At 42.8% G+C, this 19,080-nt stretch carries 20 protein-coding genes, 1 tRNA gene and 1 pseudogene; 9 read left to right on the plus strand and 13 right to left on the minus strand.

Going from position 1 to position 19,080, the window contains the following annotated elements:
- Positions 1-69 precede the first annotated feature (69 nt).
- Together PH_RS08875 and PH_RS08880 are read left to right on the plus strand one after the other, a co-directional pair.
- Positions 70-1,095, plus strand: coding sequence for a Gfo/Idh/MocA family protein (locus tag PH_RS08875; protein ID WP_048053503.1), 1,026 nt, complete (start codon positions 70-72; stop codon positions 1,093-1,095).
- A 1-nt stretch (position 1,096) separates the two neighbouring features.
- Positions 1,097-2,104 (plus strand): Gfo/Idh/MocA family protein, encoded by a 1,008-nt coding sequence (locus PH_RS08880; protein ID WP_010885943.1) that lies wholly within the window; start codon positions 1,097-1,099, stop codon positions 2,102-2,104.
- On the opposite strand, the gene tpiA is transcribed toward PH_RS08880, so the two are convergent.
- From tpiA to PH_RS08900, 4 genes are all read right to left on the minus strand, one after another.
- The gene (gene tpiA, locus PH_RS08885; protein WP_048053504.1) at positions 2,101-2,787 is read right to left on the minus strand and encodes a triose-phosphate isomerase; all 687 of its coding nucleotides are present in this window, start codon (positions 2,785-2,787) and stop codon (positions 2,101-2,103) included. The genes PH_RS08880 and tpiA overlap by 4 nt on opposite strands.
- A 36-nt stretch (positions 2,788-2,823) precedes the next feature.
- Complete coding sequence (locus PH_RS08890) at positions 2,824-3,447, minus strand: HAD-IB family phosphatase (RefSeq protein WP_048053505.1); 624 nt, start codon at positions 3,445-3,447, stop codon at positions 2,824-2,826.
- Positions 3,444-4,103 carry a protein-L-isoaspartate(D-aspartate) O-methyltransferase gene (locus PH_RS08895; RefSeq protein ID WP_048053506.1) on the minus strand — a complete coding sequence of 220 codons (660 nt, stop codon included), beginning with the start codon at positions 4,101-4,103 and terminating at the stop codon, positions 3,444-3,446. Before PH_RS08895 ends, PH_RS08890 begins: the two co-directional genes overlap by 4 nt.
- 215 nt (positions 4,104-4,318) lie before the next feature.
- Positions 4,319-4,395, minus strand: a tRNA-His gene (locus PH_RS08900).
- Positions 4,396-4,468: 73 nt separating this feature from the next.
- Here PH_RS08900 and PH_RS08905 point away from each other — a divergent pair.
- The gene (locus PH_RS08905; protein WP_010885947.1) at positions 4,469-5,089 is read left to right on the plus strand and encodes a tRNA(Phe) 7-((3-amino-3-carboxypropyl)-4-demethylwyosine(37)-N(4))-methyltransferase Taw3; all 621 of its coding nucleotides are present in this window, start codon (positions 4,469-4,471) and stop codon (positions 5,087-5,089) included.
- Here PH_RS08905 and PH_RS08910 read toward each other — a convergent pair.
- A complete protein-coding gene (locus PH_RS08910; protein ID WP_010885948.1) occupies positions 5,055-6,044 on the minus strand; it encodes an archaeosine biosynthesis radical SAM protein RaSEA in 990 nt (329 codons plus the stop codon). The two genes, PH_RS08905 and PH_RS08910, sit on opposite strands and share 35 nt — an antisense overlap.
- Positions 6,045-6,277: 233 nt before the next feature.
- Between PH_RS08910 and PH_RS08915 the strand changes: the two genes are divergently transcribed.
- Genes PH_RS08915 through PH_RS08940 form a run of 6 tightly spaced genes read left to right on the plus strand, consistent with a single transcriptional unit; the run spans position 6,278 to position 11,504 of the window.
- Positions 6,278-7,879 carry a Na+/H+ antiporter NhaC family protein gene (locus PH_RS08915; RefSeq protein ID WP_010885949.1) on the plus strand — a complete coding sequence of 534 codons (1,602 nt, stop codon included), beginning with the start codon at positions 6,278-6,280 and terminating at the stop codon, positions 7,877-7,879.
- 42 nt (positions 7,880-7,921) lie between these two features.
- Entirely contained in the window at positions 7,922-8,500 is a 579-nt protein-coding gene (gene scpB, locus PH_RS08920; RefSeq protein ID WP_048053507.1) for an SMC-Scp complex subunit ScpB, read from the plus strand.
- Between the two features lie 60 nt (positions 8,501-8,560).
- Positions 8,561-9,637, plus strand: coding sequence for an OB-fold nucleic acid binding domain-containing protein (locus tag PH_RS08925; protein WP_048053508.1), 1,077 nt, complete (start codon positions 8,561-8,563; stop codon positions 9,635-9,637).
- 1 nt (position 9,638) lies between these two features.
- On the plus strand, positions 9,639-9,995 hold the full coding sequence (locus PH_RS08930; RefSeq protein ID WP_010885953.1) for a hypothetical protein: 357 nt from the start codon (positions 9,639-9,641) through the stop codon (positions 9,993-9,995).
- Positions 9,996-9,997: 2 nt separating this feature from the next.
- Positions 9,998-10,804 carry an OB-fold nucleic acid binding domain-containing protein gene (locus PH_RS08935; RefSeq protein WP_048053509.1) on the plus strand — a complete coding sequence of 269 codons (807 nt, stop codon included), beginning with the start codon at positions 9,998-10,000 and terminating at the stop codon, positions 10,802-10,804.
- Between the two features lie 46 nt (positions 10,805-10,850).
- On the plus strand, positions 10,851-11,504 hold the full coding sequence (locus PH_RS08940; RefSeq protein ID WP_010885955.1) for a hypothetical protein: 654 nt from the start codon (positions 10,851-10,853) through the stop codon (positions 11,502-11,504).
- On the opposite strand, the gene PH_RS08945 is transcribed toward PH_RS08940, so the two are convergent.
- The 8 genes and pseudogenes from PH_RS08945 to PH_RS08980 form a co-directional block, all read right to left on the minus strand.
- Positions 11,501-11,671 (minus strand): preprotein translocase subunit Sec61beta, encoded by a 171-nt coding sequence (locus PH_RS08945; RefSeq protein ID WP_010885956.1) that lies wholly within the window; start codon positions 11,669-11,671, stop codon positions 11,501-11,503. The genes PH_RS08940 and PH_RS08945 overlap by 4 nt on opposite strands.
- A 176-nt stretch (positions 11,672-11,847) precedes the next feature.
- Positions 11,848-14,085, minus strand: a pseudogene (locus tag PH_RS08950) (DEAD/DEAH box helicase).
- Positions 14,086-14,090: 5 nt separating this feature from the next.
- Complete coding sequence (locus tag PH_RS08955; protein WP_010885959.1) at positions 14,091-14,855, minus strand: bifunctional fructose-bisphosphatase/inositol-phosphate phosphatase; 765 nt, start codon at positions 14,853-14,855, stop codon at positions 14,091-14,093.
- Between the two features lie 2 nt (positions 14,856-14,857).
- Positions 14,858-15,661, minus strand: a complete 804-nt coding sequence (locus PH_RS08960; RefSeq protein ID WP_010885960.1) for a DUF63 family protein — start codon at positions 15,659-15,661, stop codon at positions 14,858-14,860.
- Positions 15,662-15,718: 57 nt separating this feature from the next.
- Positions 15,719-17,917 carry an elongation factor EF-2 gene (locus PH_RS08965; RefSeq protein ID WP_048053510.1) on the minus strand — a complete coding sequence of 733 codons (2,199 nt, stop codon included), beginning with the start codon at positions 17,915-17,917 and terminating at the stop codon, positions 15,719-15,721.
- An 82-nt stretch (positions 17,918-17,999) separates the two neighbouring features.
- The gene (gene pcc1, locus PH_RS08970) at positions 18,000-18,248 is read right to left on the minus strand and encodes a KEOPS complex subunit Pcc1 (protein WP_048053511.1); all 249 of its coding nucleotides are present in this window, start codon (positions 18,246-18,248) and stop codon (positions 18,000-18,002) included.
- Positions 18,211-18,885 carry a ribosomal biogenesis protein gene (locus PH_RS08975; protein ID WP_010885963.1) on the minus strand — a complete coding sequence of 225 codons (675 nt, stop codon included), beginning with the start codon at positions 18,883-18,885 and terminating at the stop codon, positions 18,211-18,213. Before PH_RS08975 ends, pcc1 begins: the two co-directional genes overlap by 38 nt.
- 42 nt (positions 18,886-18,927) lie before the next feature.
- Entirely contained in the window at positions 18,928-19,077 is a 150-nt protein-coding gene (locus tag PH_RS08980; RefSeq protein WP_010885964.1) for a DNA-directed RNA polymerase subunit P, read from the minus strand.
- Between the last annotated feature and the right edge of the window lie 3 nt (positions 19,078-19,080).

Raw genomic sequence — 19,080 nt, forward strand, 5'->3', positions numbered from 1 at the left:
CAGAATTTAAACCTACACCGTCACTTTTTTAATAGTTTTAGCCCTAAGATAAACCCAGGTGAGGGTAACATGTCCGAGAGATTAAAGGTAGGCGTTATCGGTTGCGGTAACATCTTCAACTTAGCACATAAGCCGGCCCTACGATCTCTACGGACGATAGCAAAGGTAGTAGCAGTTATGGATATCAACGAAGAAGCAGCAAAAAAAGCTGGGAAGGAGTTAAATGCTAAGGTGTTCACAAGCTTAGACGAATTCTTGGAGCAAGATATGGACGTTGTGGAAGTATTGACTCCAACTTATACTCACGCGGAGATAGCCATAAAAGCACTAAAGGCAGGAAAGCACGTCATAGTTGAAAAACCGATAGCTTTAACCTCAGAAGAGGCCGAAAAAATGATAAAGGAAGCTGAAGAGCAGGGGCTAAAGCTCTTCGTTGGACACGTGAGGAGGTTCGATAAGAGGTGGACACAAATAAAAGAGGTTATTAAGACAAGAAATATTCTCCCAATGCAGATAAGGAAGATCGAGGTTCAACACCTCCCCTTCCCAGCCGATTACTGGTATTGGGATGAGAGTAAGAGCGGGGGTGTTATTATAGACCTGGGGGTTCACGTGACCGACTTCTTAAGATGGTTCTTTGAAAGTGAACCCGTTGAAGTGTTTGCAGTTGGAAAGGCCATAAGAGGGGAGGCGAGGGTAAACAAGACCTATGATCATGTCGTAATGTTCATAAAGTTCGAAGGGAACAAGACAGGAATAGGAGAGGTAAGCTGGAGCTATCCAATGACTCCCAAATACGGAGTATTCTACCACCATCTTGACATCATAGGAAAGAACGGGAGGATAAGGTATACACCGTTGGATACCCCGGTAGTTGGAGTTATCAAGAGCTCATTTGAAATGCCAAGGTTTTCACCCATGCTCTCGACGTTTCCGCAGGCCTTTGAAGCTGAACTTAGACACTTCTTCGAGTGCATAAAGAGTAACTGCGAACCCGTTGTAACGGCGAGAGATGCATTAATAGCACTTCAAATTGCTGAAAAAGCAAGAGAGAGCATAAAGAAAGGCGAACCTGTTAAAGTGGAGGTGAATTGAAATGGTGAGGTTCGGAATTATAAGTTATGCTCACCCCCATGCTTTGAGGTACGCTTCAACCATTAGAGCTAGCAGGAGGGCAAAGCTCGTAGCTATCTCTGGAGATGGCGCAAATTCAGCATTAGCCAAGGTTGAAGCAAAGAAGTATGGGGCTAAGTTTTACCAAAACTACGAGCAGTTGCTTAAGGATAAGAGCGTTGAAGCGGTTTACATAGCTATAGAGACATATAGGCACAAGGAAGTTGCGATAAGGGCCGCAGAAGAGGGGAAAGATATACTCCTTGAGAAACCCATAGCACTAACGCTGGAAGATGGTAAGGAAATCGTGAAAGCTGCAAGAAAGGCCGGGGTTAAGCTGATGGTTCCCTTCAATCCAAGATTTACCCAACCGCTACAGAAGGCCAAGGAAATGATAGAAAGCGGAGAAATCGGAAAGCTAGAATACATATACACGATCTCAGAATACGTAAAGCCTCCAATGTTCTTAGAGGGGATAGACACAAGCTGGTTCTTTGACATTAGGAAGAGCGGCGGTGGAGGGTTCATGGATACAGCACCGCATGGAATCGATTCACTATTCTGGCTAACGGAAAGCGAGCCAGTTAAGGTATATGCTGACATAGGATCAAAGATTTGGGGATTTGAAGTGGATGATATAGGAACCGCGCTGATAGAATTCAAGAACAACGTTATAGCGTTACTAACTGCAGGGTGGGCAAACCCAAAGGGGTATCCCTATGGACTGGAGATGAAGTATTATATAGTCGGAGACGATGGTTTCTTAGACATAAGGACAGCATACCCAGACTTCACGGTATACCAGGAAAAAACCGAGAAGATATTCTGGGAAAGAGCCGATGTCGAAGGGATAATCAATGCTTTCATAGACGCAATACAGCAAGATAGAGAACCCCCAATAACGGGGGAAGATGCGTTAAAGAACCTAGCCTTAGTGTTGGCCGCATATGAATCTTCAAAAACTGGAAAAGTTGTAAAGATAAATCTTTAATCTTTTCCTATTATTCCGGACACTAAATCTCTTATTGCCTTTTCTGGATCCTTAGCTTTTGTAACGCCACTAGCTAAAAGAACTCCAACAGTTCCAAGTTCTATAGCCTTCCTTACGTCTTCACCCGTACTTATCCCGGCACCGCAGAGGACTTTAACCTTTGGATTTACCTTTCTCACGAGCTCAACTGTGTTCGTTATAACCTCTGGCTTAGCCTTGCTTACAGGTATTCCCGTTCCAATGAGCTCTGGCGGCTCAACAGCGACGTAGTCTGGCTCAAGAGCAGCTACGGCCGCTGAAACTGCTGGATTATTTGAGCAGACCATTGTAATTAGTCCCACCTCTTTAGCCCTTGAGATTGCAGCTTCAAGGTCCGCGAGAATCATTCTGTTCTCTGAATGATTCAATAGCGTTCCAACCGCTCCAGCCTCTTTAACGGCCTCAGGGAGAACATGACCGGTGTGACTTCCAGGTTTTATAGGATCTATATGCTGAGCAAAAACAGGTATCTCAACATTCTCAGCTATCATCCTTAGGTCGACGAGCTGGGGAGCGACAACTATGGTAACTCCAGTTTCCTTGTAAACCCTTTCAGCGGCCTTTGCTATCTCTAAAGCCCTCTTTCCGGTGGCCTCTATGTAGGTCTTAAAATTTATTGCTATAATTGGTTCATCAAGCTTCATGGGAACCACCAAAGCCAAATAAATTCAATTAAAAGATTAAAGCTTTTCGGTCTCAAGCAAAACTTCCTTCAAAATCTTCTTTACTTCCCTTAGATCTTTAGCCAAGTAATCAGCGTGATCTTCTCCGAGGGATATGCTGATATCCGCAACTTCAAACATCGGAAGATCGTTCTTCCAATCACCTACAGCAACAGTAAGAGTCGGATTGAGCTCCCGCTTAAGCCTTTCTAAAATTTCACCTTTATTGTCAAACGTAACCCTAACGATAACATCCCCTGTGATCTCTCCCTTCTCGTTAAACACTAGTTCGTTAGCGTAAACATAATCTGGATTAAGCTTTTCAGCTACTTTTTTAGCTAGACACATGAGACCACCGGTTATTATAGCAGTTTTAAATCCCTTCTCCTTTAGCCACCTAAACAGTTCCTCGGCGTAATCCTTAAGGGATACCTCTTTAAATACCTCTTCTACCTCCTCCCTTCTTCTCCCCTTCCAAAGGGAAGCGTCTAACTTAGCCCATTCCTCATAGCTTATTCTTCCAGAAAAGAATAGTTCAGCATTCTTTTTAGCTAGCCCACAAGTTTCAAATTTCTTGTGAAGTAGTTCCCAGCTTACCATATCCGTGAGGGTTCCCTCTAAGTCAAAGGCTATCAGCATCATTCTCTCCACCCATGCTCGCCTATTAGGGGGACAAAAGCAACCCCTCCATGATTCTTTATTTTTATGCTTCCATCTTCCCTCTTTATGACTTCAAGTAGCTCCTGCCATAGGTGATAGCTTCCTACAGGGATTATGAGTTTTCCTCCAGGCTTTAACTGTTCAACAAGAGGCTTAGGTATCTCTGGAGCTCCAGCAGTAACGATTATAGCATCGTAGGGAGATTTTGGAGGAAAGCCCTTGCTACCATCCCCCAAGATCACGTGAACATTCTTCACTCCGGCCCTTTCTAAATTTCTCTTAGCAAATTCTACCAGTTCGGGTATCCTTTCTATGCTGTACACGTCACCTTTAACTATCTCAGCTATTAAAGCAGCGTTCCATCCACTTCCAGTTCCCACTTCTAGAACGTTCATCCCAGGCTTCAGATCAGCAATCTCAAGCATTATAGCAACCATGTGAGGAGCTGAAATAGTTTGACCCGCCGGAATCGGAAGGGGTTCATCAACGTGAGCGTACTTTTTATACCTATCCTCCACGAACAAATATCGAGGGCACTTTAAAAAAGCCCTCTCAACCTTTTCACTCTTAATTATCCCTTCAGCCTTTAGCATCTCAACTGTCCTCTTCCATTTTTCATAGAGCTCTTTCTCATCCATCATTAGATGGAAGGTCAAAAGATATAAATGGATTACCATTCTCTCACATCTCACAGATGAGTTCACGTATTCTGTACAGAGGCGCGCATTGAAGAGGAAGGTAACGCTTTCGGTCAGAGAGGATTTAGTGGAGTTTGCAAAGAATAACAACATTAACATGTCTCGATTGCTTGAAGAAGCTTTGTTAAATCTTTATTTTCAGAAAAGTCTGTTTCTGGGGCCGGGGCCGGGATTTGAACCCGGGCCAGGGGATCCACAGTCCCCTGTGCTAACCAGGCTACACCACCCCGGCCACTCTATCGTGTGCTCCTGGATTAGATTTATAAAGTTTTCGCCAAAATCGAGAGAAGAAGGAGGCTGAACTTATGAAAGCCAAAAGGGAAGCATTAATAAGCTTATTTCATGCAATCAAGGAAGAAAAAGTTGATAGTGACATAATTGACCTTTTACTTCTAATTAATTCAATAAAAGGAATATATACAACTTCCTCTTGTTCAGGTAGAATAGGAATACTTGAAGAACCCTCCCTTGGAGCAAAGCCCCTCTCCAGGTGGTTAATAAAAGTTCACAGACCCATGAGCTTTGAAGAGGCAAGGGATGCCTTAAAAAGGGCTAGAGAAGGGTTAATATTCTTAAAGAGTCAACCTCCCATATTTCACGTTGTTGCTGAGACGATTGAAAATGCTAAGCTTGTTCACGAAATCGGACTTGCAAGTGGATTCAAGTATACAACGTTTAAGGCCATATCCTCAAGATTCCTGGTGGAGATAAACGGAACCGAATACCTAACGGTTCCCCTGGGAAAAGATGGAAGGATTATAGCTAGCGATGAGTATCTTAAGTTCGCAATCTCCATTGGAAATAAGATGTTAGAGAGGGGTAAGTCAAAACTTCCAAGGCTTAGGGATAACTTTGAAAAGATTAAGAAAAAGCTTGGAGAGGATCCTCTTTTCATTCAGTTGAAAAGGGAGATACTTGAGATTTAATCAGCTGCCAGTCGAGAAGTCCCTGGGAAACTATGTATTTCCACTCCTCGATGCAGTCTCCGGAAACTTCAAGGTACCTTAAATCCTGGGTTGTAGAGAACTTCCTTATGGCCCTTTCAACAGGCTTATCCCTACTGTCTCCGCAGTTATGAGGCCCCCTTACTGAGCCCGCACCCACCGGATCAGAGAGGAACCTCTTCCCAGGAAACTTTCTCTTAGCCCACTTCAAAACTTCAACGACACTCCATAGCCAAGGAGTTCTATACTCTCCCCTCTCCCATATCTTCTCGTAAAGTGTCCCCTTCTGGATATTCGTCATGTTTATCGAAAAAGTATCTGTATAGGGCTCGGCTAGTTCAATGCTCCTTTTCATTTCTTCAATCGCATCACCCTCAGAGAGGAAGATAGGTTTGAACAGCAAGTAGGTTTTAACTTTAGCCCCGGCCTTATGTATAATTTCACTAGCCCTTACGAAATCCCTAAAAGTCGATCCCTTATTTATTGAGATGTCGGCTATATCATCATTAGCCGTCTCTAAACCCAGGGCTACTTCAAACCACTTTCCCTCGATTATCTCTACAAGCTCCCTAACCCATTCCTCCCTAATTATCTCGCTTCTCGTTTCAACAACAACTTCAAAAACATTATCGAGCTTTGCTATTTCCTGAAAGATCTTTATCCTTGTTCCTCTTCTAACTTCCGATGAATCGAAAAACGAACCAGAGGTAAATATCCTAATTCCAAACCTACCTTCTTTACCCTTAATTTTACCGATAGCTTCAAGAAAATAGCCGAATATCCTCTCCTGTGATGTTTTCCTGGGAGCTTGGGCTGGATAGGAGCACATATAGCAGGGTTTTCCAATCCTATACCTATAGCATCCGATAGTCGGAAGAATAACATAAAGCACTTTCCCAGGTTTTCCGGCTACATTATCCTCACTAACCCAATACATGAAGGTCAATAACGAGACTTACTTAAAAGGATTTTTGACAAAAACAAGCTAGCAAAGTTTTTTAAAGGAGAGACGTCAAAGAACTAATTTGATGATTAGGGAACAAGATATCAGCTTTAACGAATTAGTAAAAGCAATGAACTTCTTTGATTTTTCGAACATGCTATCCAACTGTTCCGAAAGATTTTTGAATCTTTGGTTAACATTTCAAAGAAATTCCGAGGTGGTAAGGAATGAGTGATTTTGGTATCCTATCCCTCCTCCCACCACTGGTAGCAATAGTGCTAGCGATATGGACGAAGAGGGTAGTGTTTGCATTATTCTCCGGTGTATGGATAGGGGGAGTCATGGCCGCCAATTGGAATCCAATAACTGGAACGATAAAAACGTTCGAATGGATAATTCAAAACGTAACCAACAGCTGGAATGCTACTATACTTGTCTTCGACTTCCTTATCGGTGCAGGTGTTGGATTGATTTACAAATCCGGTGGAGTCCATGCGGTGGCTAATGCAATAACGAAGAGGATTAAAACTAGTAGAGATGCATCCCTGCTAGGTTGGCTTTTAGGTGTGCTGATATTCTTCGATGATTACACGAATACAATAATAGTTGGAAACACCATGAGGCCAATAACAGATAAGATGAGAGTATCAAGGGAAATGCTAGCCTACATAGATGATTCAACTGCTGCCCCAGTTGCTGGAATAGCGATAGTTTCAACCTGGATAGGTTACGAGCTCGGATTAATTAAGGAGGCCTTTGAAAAGCTTCACATAACGATGGGTGAATACTATGCCTGGCTCCATAGCGTTCCCTACAGATTCTATTCGATATTTGCCATAATCCTTGTGTTTATCGTTGCTTACACCCACAGACATTACGGAGCTATGCTTAAAGCCGAGATGCGTGCAAGGACTACTGGTAAAGTCGTTAGGGATGATGCAAAGCCTCTAATGGCTACTGAAAGTGATTTAGGATTACCTTTAACTGAAAAAGGTAGCGTTCACTTCTTCATATGGCCAGTACTCTCCTTAATAATTGTAACACTACTAGGACTGTATTACACAGGTAAGGCTGCATGTGAAGGCCCCTGTGGAGCAATGGACATTCTAAGTAATGCTGATTCAGCAACTTCTCTACTCTGGGGCTCATTTGCAATGGTTGCAGTAGCCCTAACTCTTGTTCTTGCCACAAAGACTATGACGGTCGAAGAAACCGAATCAGCAATAATCCAGGGAATGAAGCAGATGATGATGGCTACCGTCATTCTAGTTTTAGCATGGAGTATAAAGAGTGCAACAGAAGCTGTTGGAACGGCCGAATATGTAGTAGGACTTGCCCAAAGGGCTAACGTTCCGGGAGGAATAATACCCCTGATAATATTCCTCACCGCAATGTTCATCTCCTTCACGACCGGAACTTCCTGGGGAACCTTCGGAATACTAATGCCTATAGCAATCCCACTAGCTTATAAGCTGGCCCCAAACGATCCACAGGTACTCTTTGCCAGTATAGGCGCTGTATTCGCGGGAGGTATCTTCGGAGATCACTGCTCACCCATAAGCGATACCACGATTATGAGTTCAATGTTCTCGGGAAGTGATCATATAGACCACGTAACAACGCAGATTCCATATGCGGTAACAGCGGCTAGCGTTGGAATAGTGCTTTACATCCTCTTCGCATTAGGAATTAAGAGCCCCGTAATTCTCCTTCCAGTAGGGCTAGTCCTCCTAATAGCGGCATGGTACTTCCTCAGCGAATGGTACGGGAAGAAGTATGGAGTACCACATGGAAGGGTTCCAATATATCCAACTGAAATTTCAGAGTGAACTTTATTTTTCCACCTTCTTATTTATTAATAGGTGCAAATCATGGGGCTCCTTGAGGATAAAGCCCTTGTTGAGGCCGCACTTTTCGTTGCAGGAAGGCCACTAAGCGTCAAGGAACTTTCCAAAGCACTAGGGATCAAATCCCTTGACTACTTGGAAAAGCTGATCGAGCTTATAGCCAGCGAGTACGCCGAGAGGAAAAGCGCCATAGAAGTAACCAAGGTCGCAGGAGATAAGTGGGTAATGCAAGTTAAACAGGAATACTCACAAAGGGTAATCCACTTGATGCCAAAACCAGAGCTAACGGCCGGAGAATTAAAAACGCTAGCCCTTATTGCTTTTCTTCAACCCGTTGAACAAAGCAAGATAGTTAAGTTGAGGGGAAGTCAAGCCTACGAGCACATTAAGAGATTGCTCGAGATGGGGCTCATATATGCGGAACCTTATGAGAGAACAAAACTCCTCGGAACAACGGAAAAGTTTGCCGAGCTATACGGATTTCCTGAAAACGATCCCAATCTGATAAGGGAGAAATTTAGAGAGGTAATACACGCCGAATATGAGGATTTAGTTAAGAAGCTTGAAGAAACTGAGGCGAATAGAAATAATCCCACAACCTAACCAAGTATAGTAGTAAATGTTAAAAACCTTAATATGTTAAGACATTAAAAGGTGATCGATATGGTTGTACTGACGAAAGAAAAGATCATTGAAATCATTGAGGAAAAAACTGGGATGAGTAGGGAGAAGATCGAGGAAGAAATTAGGAGGATCATGGAAGAGGATCCACACCTGAGCGAACAGGGAGCAGCTGCATTGCTCGCGGAGAGGTTAGGAATAGATCTTATAGAAAGAGAAGAGACTAGTTTAATGAAGATCTCAGATTTATACCCAGGAATGGATCCCAGAGAGGTAAACATAATTGGAAGGGTTCTAAAGAAATATCCCGTGAGGGAGTACACAAAGAAGGACGGTTCCATAGGAAGGGTTGCGAGTTTAGTTATTTACGATGATTCAGGGAGAGCTAGGGTAGTTTTATGGGATGGTAAAGTTGCCGAATATTATAATAAGATAGAAGTTGGAGATGTCATTAAAGTTCTGGATGCCCAGGTAAGGGAAAGCCTCTCAGGCCTTCCAGAATTACACATAAACTTTAGAGCAAGGATAATCCTCAATCCAGAAGATCCAAGGGTAGACTCAATACCTCCCCTAGAGGAGGTTAGAATAGCCACTTACACCAGAAAGAAGATAGGGGATATAGAACCAGGAGACAGATTTATAGAGATTAGAGGAACCATAGCGAAGGTTTACAGGGTGTTAACGTACGATGCCTGCCCAGAGTGTAAGAAGAAGGTGGATTACGATCCAGGAACTGGAGTATGGATATGTCCAGAGCACGGAGAAGTTGAGCCTATAAAGATGACTATCCTCGACTTTGGTCTCGACGATGGGACGGGTTACATTAGGGTAACCCTCTTCGGCGATGATGCCGAGGAATTGCTTGGAGTCAGCTCGGAAGAAATAGCTGAGAAAATAAAAGAACTAGAGAATTCTGGGCTTACAACAAAAGAAGCAGCTAGGAAATTAGCCGAGGAGGAATTTTATAAAATAATCGGAAAGGAAATCGTTGTAAGGGGAAATGTAATCGAAGATAGGTTTTTGGGGTTGATATTAAGGGCGTCTTCCTGGGAGGAGGTTGATTATAGAAAGGAAATCGAGAATATAAAGGAGGAGTTAGAAAAGCTTGGGGTGATGTGAGTTGGAAGTTCAAGTTAGAAGAAGAAAGCCTGCCGTTGAAAGGAAGATCAGCGAGATAAAGGAGGATGACACGAGGATTTCACTCATTGGGAGAGTAATAAAAGTAGATAAGATGGATTACATGTTCTGGATTGACGACGGAACCGGGGTAGCTATAATAGAGAGCGAAAGCGAACTTCCTAAGGTAGGGCAGACCGTGAGGGTAATTGGAAGGATAATAAGGAACGAGGAAGGAATGCACATATACGCTGAGGTAATCCAAGATTTCAGCGATGCTGACCTCGAGGCCCTGGAAGAGATTAGAGAGCTTGAGAGGAAGATCCTTCCAAAGATAGAAGGAGAGCTTACGTGGTGGTAGAGATGAAGAAGAGGTTACCCGCAACGAGGGTTTATATTAAGGATATCCTCGAGGGATACTTCGTTAAGAGCGAGGGAGATTTTGAGCCTAACTATTTAATAACCAAGTACGCTAGGAAGATATACAGGGCTAAAATCGTTGGTACCGTAGTTAGGGAACCACTAATAGCGGAAGATGAAACCTATGGAAAATTCCAGGTGGATGACGGTACCGGAGTCATATGGGTTCTTGGATTTAGAGACGATACAAAGTTTGCAAAGTTAGTTAAAAAAGGAGATCTTGTACAAGTAATAGGGAAGATTGCTGAGTGGAGAGATGACAAACAAATACTGGTGGAAGGAGTCGCAAAGGTCCATCCAAATATGTGGATCCTCCACCGCTATGAAACCCTTAAGGAAAAAGTGGAGCACATAAGGAAAGCTAAGATAGCCTTTGACATATATAATCAGTACGGGATAACCGCTAAATCAAAGGTTATAGCCAAGAACAAGGGAGTTCCAGAGGAATTGCTTGAAGTCATAGATGAGCTCTACGGAATAATCATGGAAGAGAAAAGCCTAGAAGAGCCAGTTGAAGAACTCCTAGAGGAGGAAGTTCATGAGGAGAGAGAAGGGAATGAGCTCATTGAAAAAGCTAAGGAGGAGATTCTGAACATTCTAAGGCAGAAGAGGATAGCAGTTTCCAGGAAATATATACTAAAGAAACTTGGAGACAAATACGATGAAGATACAATCGAGGATGCCATAACTGAGCTTTTAGCCCAAGGGGAGATATACGAACCAGAAACTGGGTACTATAAGTTGCTTTAGTAAAGATTAAGTAGAGGAACCAATGAAGAATATAGGGTGAAACTTTATGGAAAGTAATCAAACGAATCAACTCGTTAATAAGTTCCTCATTTCCCTTCCAGAGGGAAAAATACTTGGGTATGTAACAGATATAAACGTTGAAGTCTCTGGAGATCAGTACTACTTCATTTTAAGAATAAAGACATTGGAGAATATCTCAAGAGGGGAGTTCCATCCAGGAATGTTTTCATCAGAAAAGAAGATTAAGATAAAGCCTTCAGACATAGTGAACGTCGGTCCCGACGTGATAATCATTGGTGGAGGGAAAGTACCTCCACTTAGGGAAATAGAAAGGCTAGGGCAGATAGTGGAGGATTACAATGCTCTGGTCAAGGAACTCGAGAAAAGGGAAAATGAAATAAAGAAACTTAAAGAAGAAAAGGAAAAGCTAGAGAGGGAACTAGAGGAATTAAAGAAGAAGATAAGAAGGCTGGAAGTTATAGAAGATGACTTCGATCATCTTAAAGAGCAATTGATCAAACAGGAAGGTCAGCTCGAAATGGCAAGGGAATACATCAAGCTCCTTGAAGGGGTTAGGCATGATATAGACAATATAAAAGCCAACATTGAAACTCTGCTCTCAGGCTATATTGAAGATGTCGTGAGAAAAATAGTTAATGATGAGCTAAATGCAAGAGGATTAAAGAAGAGCCCAATCTAACCAAATATCCTAGGCCCAACGACATGGAGGAGAATTTCGAATATGATCAATATCAATACTAGGGCTATCGCTCCCTTTGGAGTTATTTTTATTGCCCTAGTATCCTCGTCGAAGAATCTCATTAACCCAGCACCTGTTGGCGGCAACGTTGTCTTTTCCTTGGCCATGCATCTCTCACCTAATCCCTATTTTACAGACCTAATATAAAAACCTTGAGGCCATTATTAGTAGCATAGTGTTTAATAACCTTTGAACCGATATATATTCAGCCCCCGGAAACCGCGGGGGAGGAGCTGAGGCTAAAGCCGAGCTATGACTCCCCTTCGCTCCCCGGGGGCACATTTTATTCCTCTTCAATATATGGGGAGGTAATAACCCTTCTAATCTCTCTGGCTATCTTCTCACCTATTCCCTCAACTTTCATAAGCTCTGGAACGCTGGCCGTAAATACCTTCTCAACGCTTCCAAAATGTCTGAGTAACCTCCTAGCTAATGTAGTGGAGACGTTGGGTAAACTCTCCACGATCATCCGCTGTCTCTCGGCTAACGTTAAAGCCTTTTTCTCTCCCCTGATCCTAACTTCCCTCTTCCTCTCTTCCTGTTCCCTTTTGGCCATGAAGAAAATATAGTGAGCAGTCTAATCTGAACTAGAAGAGAATATTACGGGAACCCCAAAATCGAGAACTATCGATGCTATGGCCCCCCTTATGGCGTTTGGATGAACATTCCTAATTCCGTAGAGCTGACCTTCGATTATAATTACAGGCCTAGGATACGCCTCCTTAAGTCTTTTAACTTGATCGAATAGTCTACCATCAATTATCGACTGAATGAAGTCATTCGCAGACTTCCTTTCTATGGCAACATCCTCACTAACTATATAATCCCCAACATCCAGGGTTCTAACCTCAATTTTGATTCCAAGGGTTTTAAGCTTCTTAACAACCTCACTTCTAAGCTCCCTACTATCTATAACGACTTTAATCCCTCCAGTTTCTTTTTTCTCCTCCTTTATTTCTTCATTAACTTCCCTCTTAACATACGATTCCAAGGATAATTGCCTCTCCTTCCTAACCATTTGGCTTACCATCCTTATGGTCTCTCTCATTATTTTCTCCTTCTGTCTTGAGCTCCAGTAGTAGGCTTCATCCCTCGTACCCTGGGCCATGAGTATCACAACCCTCCCCGGTTTCTGCCTTCCAGTTCTTCCCCTCCTCTGAACGCTCCTTATTGCTGAAGGAACCGGTTCATAGAATATGACGAGATCAACCTCTGGAACATCCAAACCTTCTTCACCAACACTAGTTGCGACCAAAACATTGAATTCACTCCTTGCAAAAGCATCTAATATTAATTTTTGCTCTTTCTGACTCATCCCCCTATCATTTTCCCTACTTGCTTGACCCACAAATCTTCTAGCTTTTATACCATCCTTCATAAGTTCTTCAACAACCTTTTTAGCGGTCTCCCTATAGTTAGTGAATACTATTATCTTGGAGTTCTCCTTCCTCTTCAGCTGCTCCCTTATAAGCCCCTTCAAAACCTCCATCTTGGGATGATCGATGCCCAGTTCCTTTGCCTGAATCAATAAGGCTAAGGCCTTTTTCATTCTTTTATCCAAGAATAACTCCTTGCTTGCTCTAGTAGAACCAGCCTTAGCTTCTTCATACAGCCTCTTTAGATAAACCCTCAAAGCGGATAACCCCTGAGTTTCGAGTAACTCTATTGCATGATGCAACTTCAGGGCCATTGCATGAAACAGCAAAAGTTTCCTTAGATCGTGATTCCCCTTGGCCATTTCTTCATTTATTATTTGACCCGCCCTTAGTATTTCCTTCTTTGGAATATCCGCTGATGTGGAATCCAACAAACCGGCCTCAGCTAAAGGTTTAAGTGAGTCCCTTAGCATATCTCTTAGTAACTTTCTAACTTCCTTATATAGCTCGGGAAGCTCAACCTTAACCCATTCAAACTTTATCCCCTGAACGTAAGGCTTTACATCTGGGGAGTTCTCCGATCTGTATTCTATATGCTCTATTCCGAGGTTCCTCAATACCTCCATTATCTTTTCAGGAGTACTCCCAGGAGAAGCCGTTAAGCCTATAACATGTGGATTTTTTGCCTGTTTTAAGTACTCCTTAGCTATATAAACGTAAGCATAGTTGCCGACTGCTCTATGGGCCTCGTCAAAGATTATAAGGGTTACATCCTCTAAACTTATTCTTCCTACAAGTAAATCATTTTCAATGGTTTGGGGAGTAGCTATCACGACTTTTGCCCTGGCCCAAGCTCTAACCCTCTCATTGGGACTTATCTCACCGGTTAACGCAACGATCTTCTCAGGGGGTAGGGTAAAAAACTTTCTAAAGGTTTCAGCATGCTGAAGGACGAGGGGCTTCGTAGGCGCGAGCATTAAGACTTTCCCACCATATTTATCTAACCGATAATCTGCTATCATCATAGCTATTATAGTCTTCCCTAACCCAGTCGGTAGAACTATCAAGCAATTCCTTTCCTTGCATTTTGCGTATATTAGCTCCTGATAAAGCCTTGGCTGTAGTAGATCCTTTCTAATGTACATCAAATTCACTTCTCAATTGACCTTAAAATGGTTTCCAGGAGCTCCTCATTATTAGCGGCTATTATGTTAACTTTTTCAGTTGCACTAAACGTTATCTCAACATCCTTACCATCGAGATCCTTAACTATGGCCCCTGCTTCCCTAGCTATCACGACCCCTGCTGCTATATCCGTAGGTCTCAAGTAATTCCTTATATCGACGACAGCATCCAAGGCTCCCCTTGCCAAGTAAGCTAATTCCAATGCTATAGCCCCTAACGTTCTTGTCCTCTTCACCTTATCAATGATTTTTGTGCCCTTTCCCTTTGTATAGAAGCTTATAGATGGTTTCTCCGCTAGTTCCCTTACCTTGATCTTCTCACCATTCAAGTAGGATCCTTTTCCAGGGATACCCTCATAGAGCCTCTCCACGATTGGCTCGTATATGAATGCATATATTGGATCCTTTTCGTGAAATATTGCAACGCTAACCGCAAAGAATGGTATCCCATTTATGAAATTATAGGAGCCATCTAAAGGATCGACAACAACCGTGTAATCACTTCCCTGGTCTATTCTCCCTATCTCCTCGCTGACGACATTAACTCCTAAATCCTTGAACTTACTTATTATTATGTTCTCGGCAACCTTATCAACGACCTTGGTCTCATCTCCGCTGGGGCTTATGGAGATCGTCTCAGAGGCCTTTGGATTTCCAAATAGGGGCATTATATTATGGTCAAAATCCCTTATAATGTCGATTGCAATCTTCCTCCAAGTTTTCACGCTCATACCTAAACCCCCATAAGCATTCTTAACAGGTTTCTAGTTCCTGGGGCAAAACCCAGGATGAAAATCACCATCTTAATGAAGTCTAAAAGCTCCTCCTCTTCACCCTCCTCTTCAAGCTTCACCATTATCCACAGGGCCGTATATAAAACAACGAACTTAAGGACGTACATAACAGCTGCTGTTCCCGTAAGTCCTATGAGGAATCTAGGAACAACGTGTTGCTCCCAATACCCCATGAAATCAACGCCGACAAATGTTGTGGTTGCATCGTAAAAGTGAACGTAGAAAAGATAGGAGTTATCACGAACTATTGAAAGCTTCTTTGTTAGGAGATAGATCACAACCTCAGCTATGGTAACGAAGGGAATAAAGTACTTGAGTACCTGAAAGTTAAACGTAACTTTCTGGAGATTAACTAAAAGGGCGGCCACATCAATTAATACCAATCCCCAACCAAATAATGAAAACACTCTCCTCCAATCTTTAAAAAATTTATAGGGTATTAAGAGTGCCGGAGTTGCTATTAAAGACACTAGGAAATATATGCCAGGAGATACGGTAATGTAAGTTCTAGGAAAAACACTAGCATCAGTTAGAGCCCTTGTAAATGCTCCAAAGATCATGTAAGGAACTAACGCTCTAAAAAAAGCATTATCTATTTTTATTTTGAGTTTCTTTAATCCCTTGTAAACTAATATGGTTGCTATTCCCAGGATTATAGCATAGGTTAAAGTATTTACAGGATTATAGCCAGTATTATATTTTATTGGATTTACGAAGTACTTTTCAAAGAAGTCCCTCAGCATCTAAGCCCCAAGCTAAAGAAATGCGATCCCCTATAAAAAAGTTATTGTAGAGAAAGGTCAGAAGAGAGGACATACATCTTTCTCAGTTGGTGGATTTGGATCAAGACCCTTCCTCTGTCTTATCTGTCTTATGATTTGCTGAGCAAGCTCATTTGGAACTCTCTTAAATCCGGCATGTTCGGTGCTCCATAATGCTCTACCACTAGTTGCACTTCTTATTGAACCTGCAAATCCAAACATCTCAGCTACTGGAGCTTCTGCAATTATCGTCATTACCTCACCCTCCTGCTTCATGTCAACGAGCTGACCTCTCCTCTGGGTTATCTCCCTGCTAACGGCACCCATGTACTCGTAGGGTATGTTAATGATAACCTTCTGGTATGGCTCGTAGAGAACCGGATTGGACTTCATCATTGCACAGTGAATTGCAGTTCTAATTGCCGGATAGATCTGAGCTGGACCTCTGTGAACGTTATCCTCGTGAACCTGTGCATCTAGTAACCTGACTATAACCTTCATTACCGGTTCCCTAGCGAGGGGGCCTTCATCCATAGCCTGGTGGAATCCATCGATGAGGAGATCCATAACCTCATTAAGGTACTGGACACCCTTCGTGTTGTCGATGAACATGTTTCCATTGTAGATATCCACGATACCTCTAGCGATCTCGTAGTCCATTCCAAGCTCAGCTAGCTTCTTAGCGACTTCTTTCGGATTCTTAACCCTTCCCTCTGGTATTATTCCTTCCTTGATTGCATTGTATATCTCATCGGGCATTGGCTCTACGACTATGTAGAACCTGTTGTGCCTGTTGGGTGATTTTCCTTCAACCATTGGACTTGATTTAGTTATGCTCTCCCTGTAAACTACTATAGGCTCTGAAACCTCTATGTCAATGCCCCAATCCTTCTTGAGCTTGTAGAGCTTAACTTCAAGGTGAAGCTCACCCATACCACTGAGTAAGTGCTGACCAGTTTCCTCATCTATCTTAACGTGGAGGGTTGGATCTTCTTTAGCTAGCTGCCTCAATGCCTCAATAAGCCTTGGTAGATCCTTTACGTTCTTAGCTTCTATAGCTACGGTAACTACGGGTTCGCTAACATAGTGAAGGGCTTCAAATGGTTCGATCTGTTCCTCTGCAACCGTTTCTCCGGCCATTGCATCCCTAAGTCCAGTAACTGCAACAATGTTTCCAGCTGGAACTGCTTCCATATTTATCCTCTCTGGACCCATGTAAATACCTACCTGCTGTATTCTAGCCTTCCTCTTAGTGTTGATTAGGTAAACCTCCTGGCCGCTCTTTACCGTTCCACTCCAGACCCTTCCCGTTGCAACTTCACCCGCATGCTTGTCAATGATTATCTTGGTAACCACCATGACCATCTTACCCTTAGGATCACAGTTAAGCATGGCCTGCCCTATGTCACTGCTTATGTCTCCCTCCCACAGGTGTGGGATCCTGTACTTCTGGGCTTCAATTGGGCTTGGTAGGTGCCTAACGACCATGTCAAGTACTACAACGTGGAGTGGTGCTTTCTGCCTGAGAGTTCTGTTGTCTCCTTTGAGAGTCAAGTCAATGATCTCGTTGAACTTAACTCCAGTTCTTTTCATGAAGGGAACGCTGAGGGCCCAGTTATAGTAAGCTGAACCGAATGCAACGCTACCGTCTTCAACCTTAACCATCCACTTCTTCTTGTACTCTTCCGGAGCGTACCTCTGAATTAACCTGTTGACGTCCATTATTATCTTGGAGAATCTTTCCATCATCTGCTGGGGAGTTAGCTTCAGCTCTCTAATAAGCCTGTCAACCTTATTTATGAAGAGGACTGGCTTAACGTATTCCCTTAATGCCTGTCTTACTACTGTTTCGGTCTGTGGCATGACTCCTTCCACTGCATCAACGACGATTATGACACCATCAATTGCCCTCATGGCCCTTGTAACGTCTCCACCAAAGTCAACGTGTCCTGGGGTATCGATGAGGTTAATTAGGTAATCCTTTCCTTCGTAGTTGTGAACCATTGAAACGTTTGCCGCGTTAATGGTTATTCCTCTGGCTTGTTCCTGTTCGTCGAAGTCTAGGACAAGTTGCTTTCCTGCTAGCTCTTCACTTATCATTCCAGCTCCTGCAAGCAAGTTGTCACTTAACGTTGTTTTACCGTGGTCAATGTGAGCGGCAATTCCGATATTTCTAATCCTTTCAGGTTGAAGCATGAGTTCCTTAATCTTTGCAATCATCTCCTCTCTCCTACCCATTTCCACCACCCTGATAAGCTTGCTCGGGTTTACTTAAAAAGTAGGGTTATAAAGCTTTTCCTGGGATTAGAAGTTCAGAAGTTTAGATGTCAATAGCATCCATTGCAACCTTAATCCATCTAAGGTAGGAATTAACAGTTCCCCGCATGGCAGAAGAATCAGTTGCTATGATTTCTAAAATTATCTTATTTTTATCCCTCTCGAAGCTAATCCTACTCCTTCTATAGGGGACGCTAACGTGCTCATAGAAAACGGCCTCATGAATGATCCTTGCTATATCCTCGGAGGGAAACTCAATCACTATTCTTCCCTTCACCCCTTTTGCCTTCAAACTCTCGCCTCCTTGGAGGAACCTTTATTCCAAAGGCTTCCTTATAGTCCCATCTTCTTCCATCCTCCATGATCCAAATCTTTACATTGATCAAGGGGCCCACAGGCCTATCCTTAGTAATATCAAGCCTGTAGAAATTGATTACAATCCCCCTAGGGTGCCTTTCAATAACAGCGAGAACATCTGTGTTATATCTATCCGCAATTGAGAGTAAGCTCTTATCTCCCCTCGGGACAAATTTACCCGTTGTAAGCTCAGAAAATACCTGAGCGAAAGCTAAATGATCGAGACCAACTCTCTTCGCCGTTGTAATAACTAAGGGCATATCCTCCCTTATTGGATTTAGTCCCTTAAACCCCATCTCCCTCTGAAGCTTAACACCATGAAGGTAGAGATAACCAAGATAACCCCAGTCCTCTGGATGAACCTTAATGAACGTCATCTTTAAGGGGTTCCCCTTCCACACGTTTATTATCAATAACCTCTCATATCCCCTGTCATAAGCTTCCATAAGGAGCTCCTGGATAGTCTTTTTCCCTCTAGTAAGATAGAGAGAATTAGGAATCACTCTCTCCAGATCATGACCAAAACTCCTTGTCCTTCTAGTAGGCCTATGGGAAGTCGTTATTAGCATCATAGTTAATCCCTTTAATGTTAGAAGAAGAAGTTAAAAACTTAGCTAAATTGCCTTAACCCTTCTCGGTATCTTTGGCCTAGGCTTGTAGAGGATTTTACTACCACAGTATGGACAGCGAAGATCTCTAGTCGTTGATAAATCAAGCTTAACTTCCCTTCCACACTTCGCACATCTATAAACGGCTTCCGGCATCTC

The sequence above is a fragment of the Pyrococcus horikoshii OT3 genome (assembly GCF_000011105.1).
Lineage (GTDB): Archaea > Methanobacteriota_B > Thermococci > Thermococcales > Thermococcaceae > Pyrococcus > Pyrococcus horikoshii.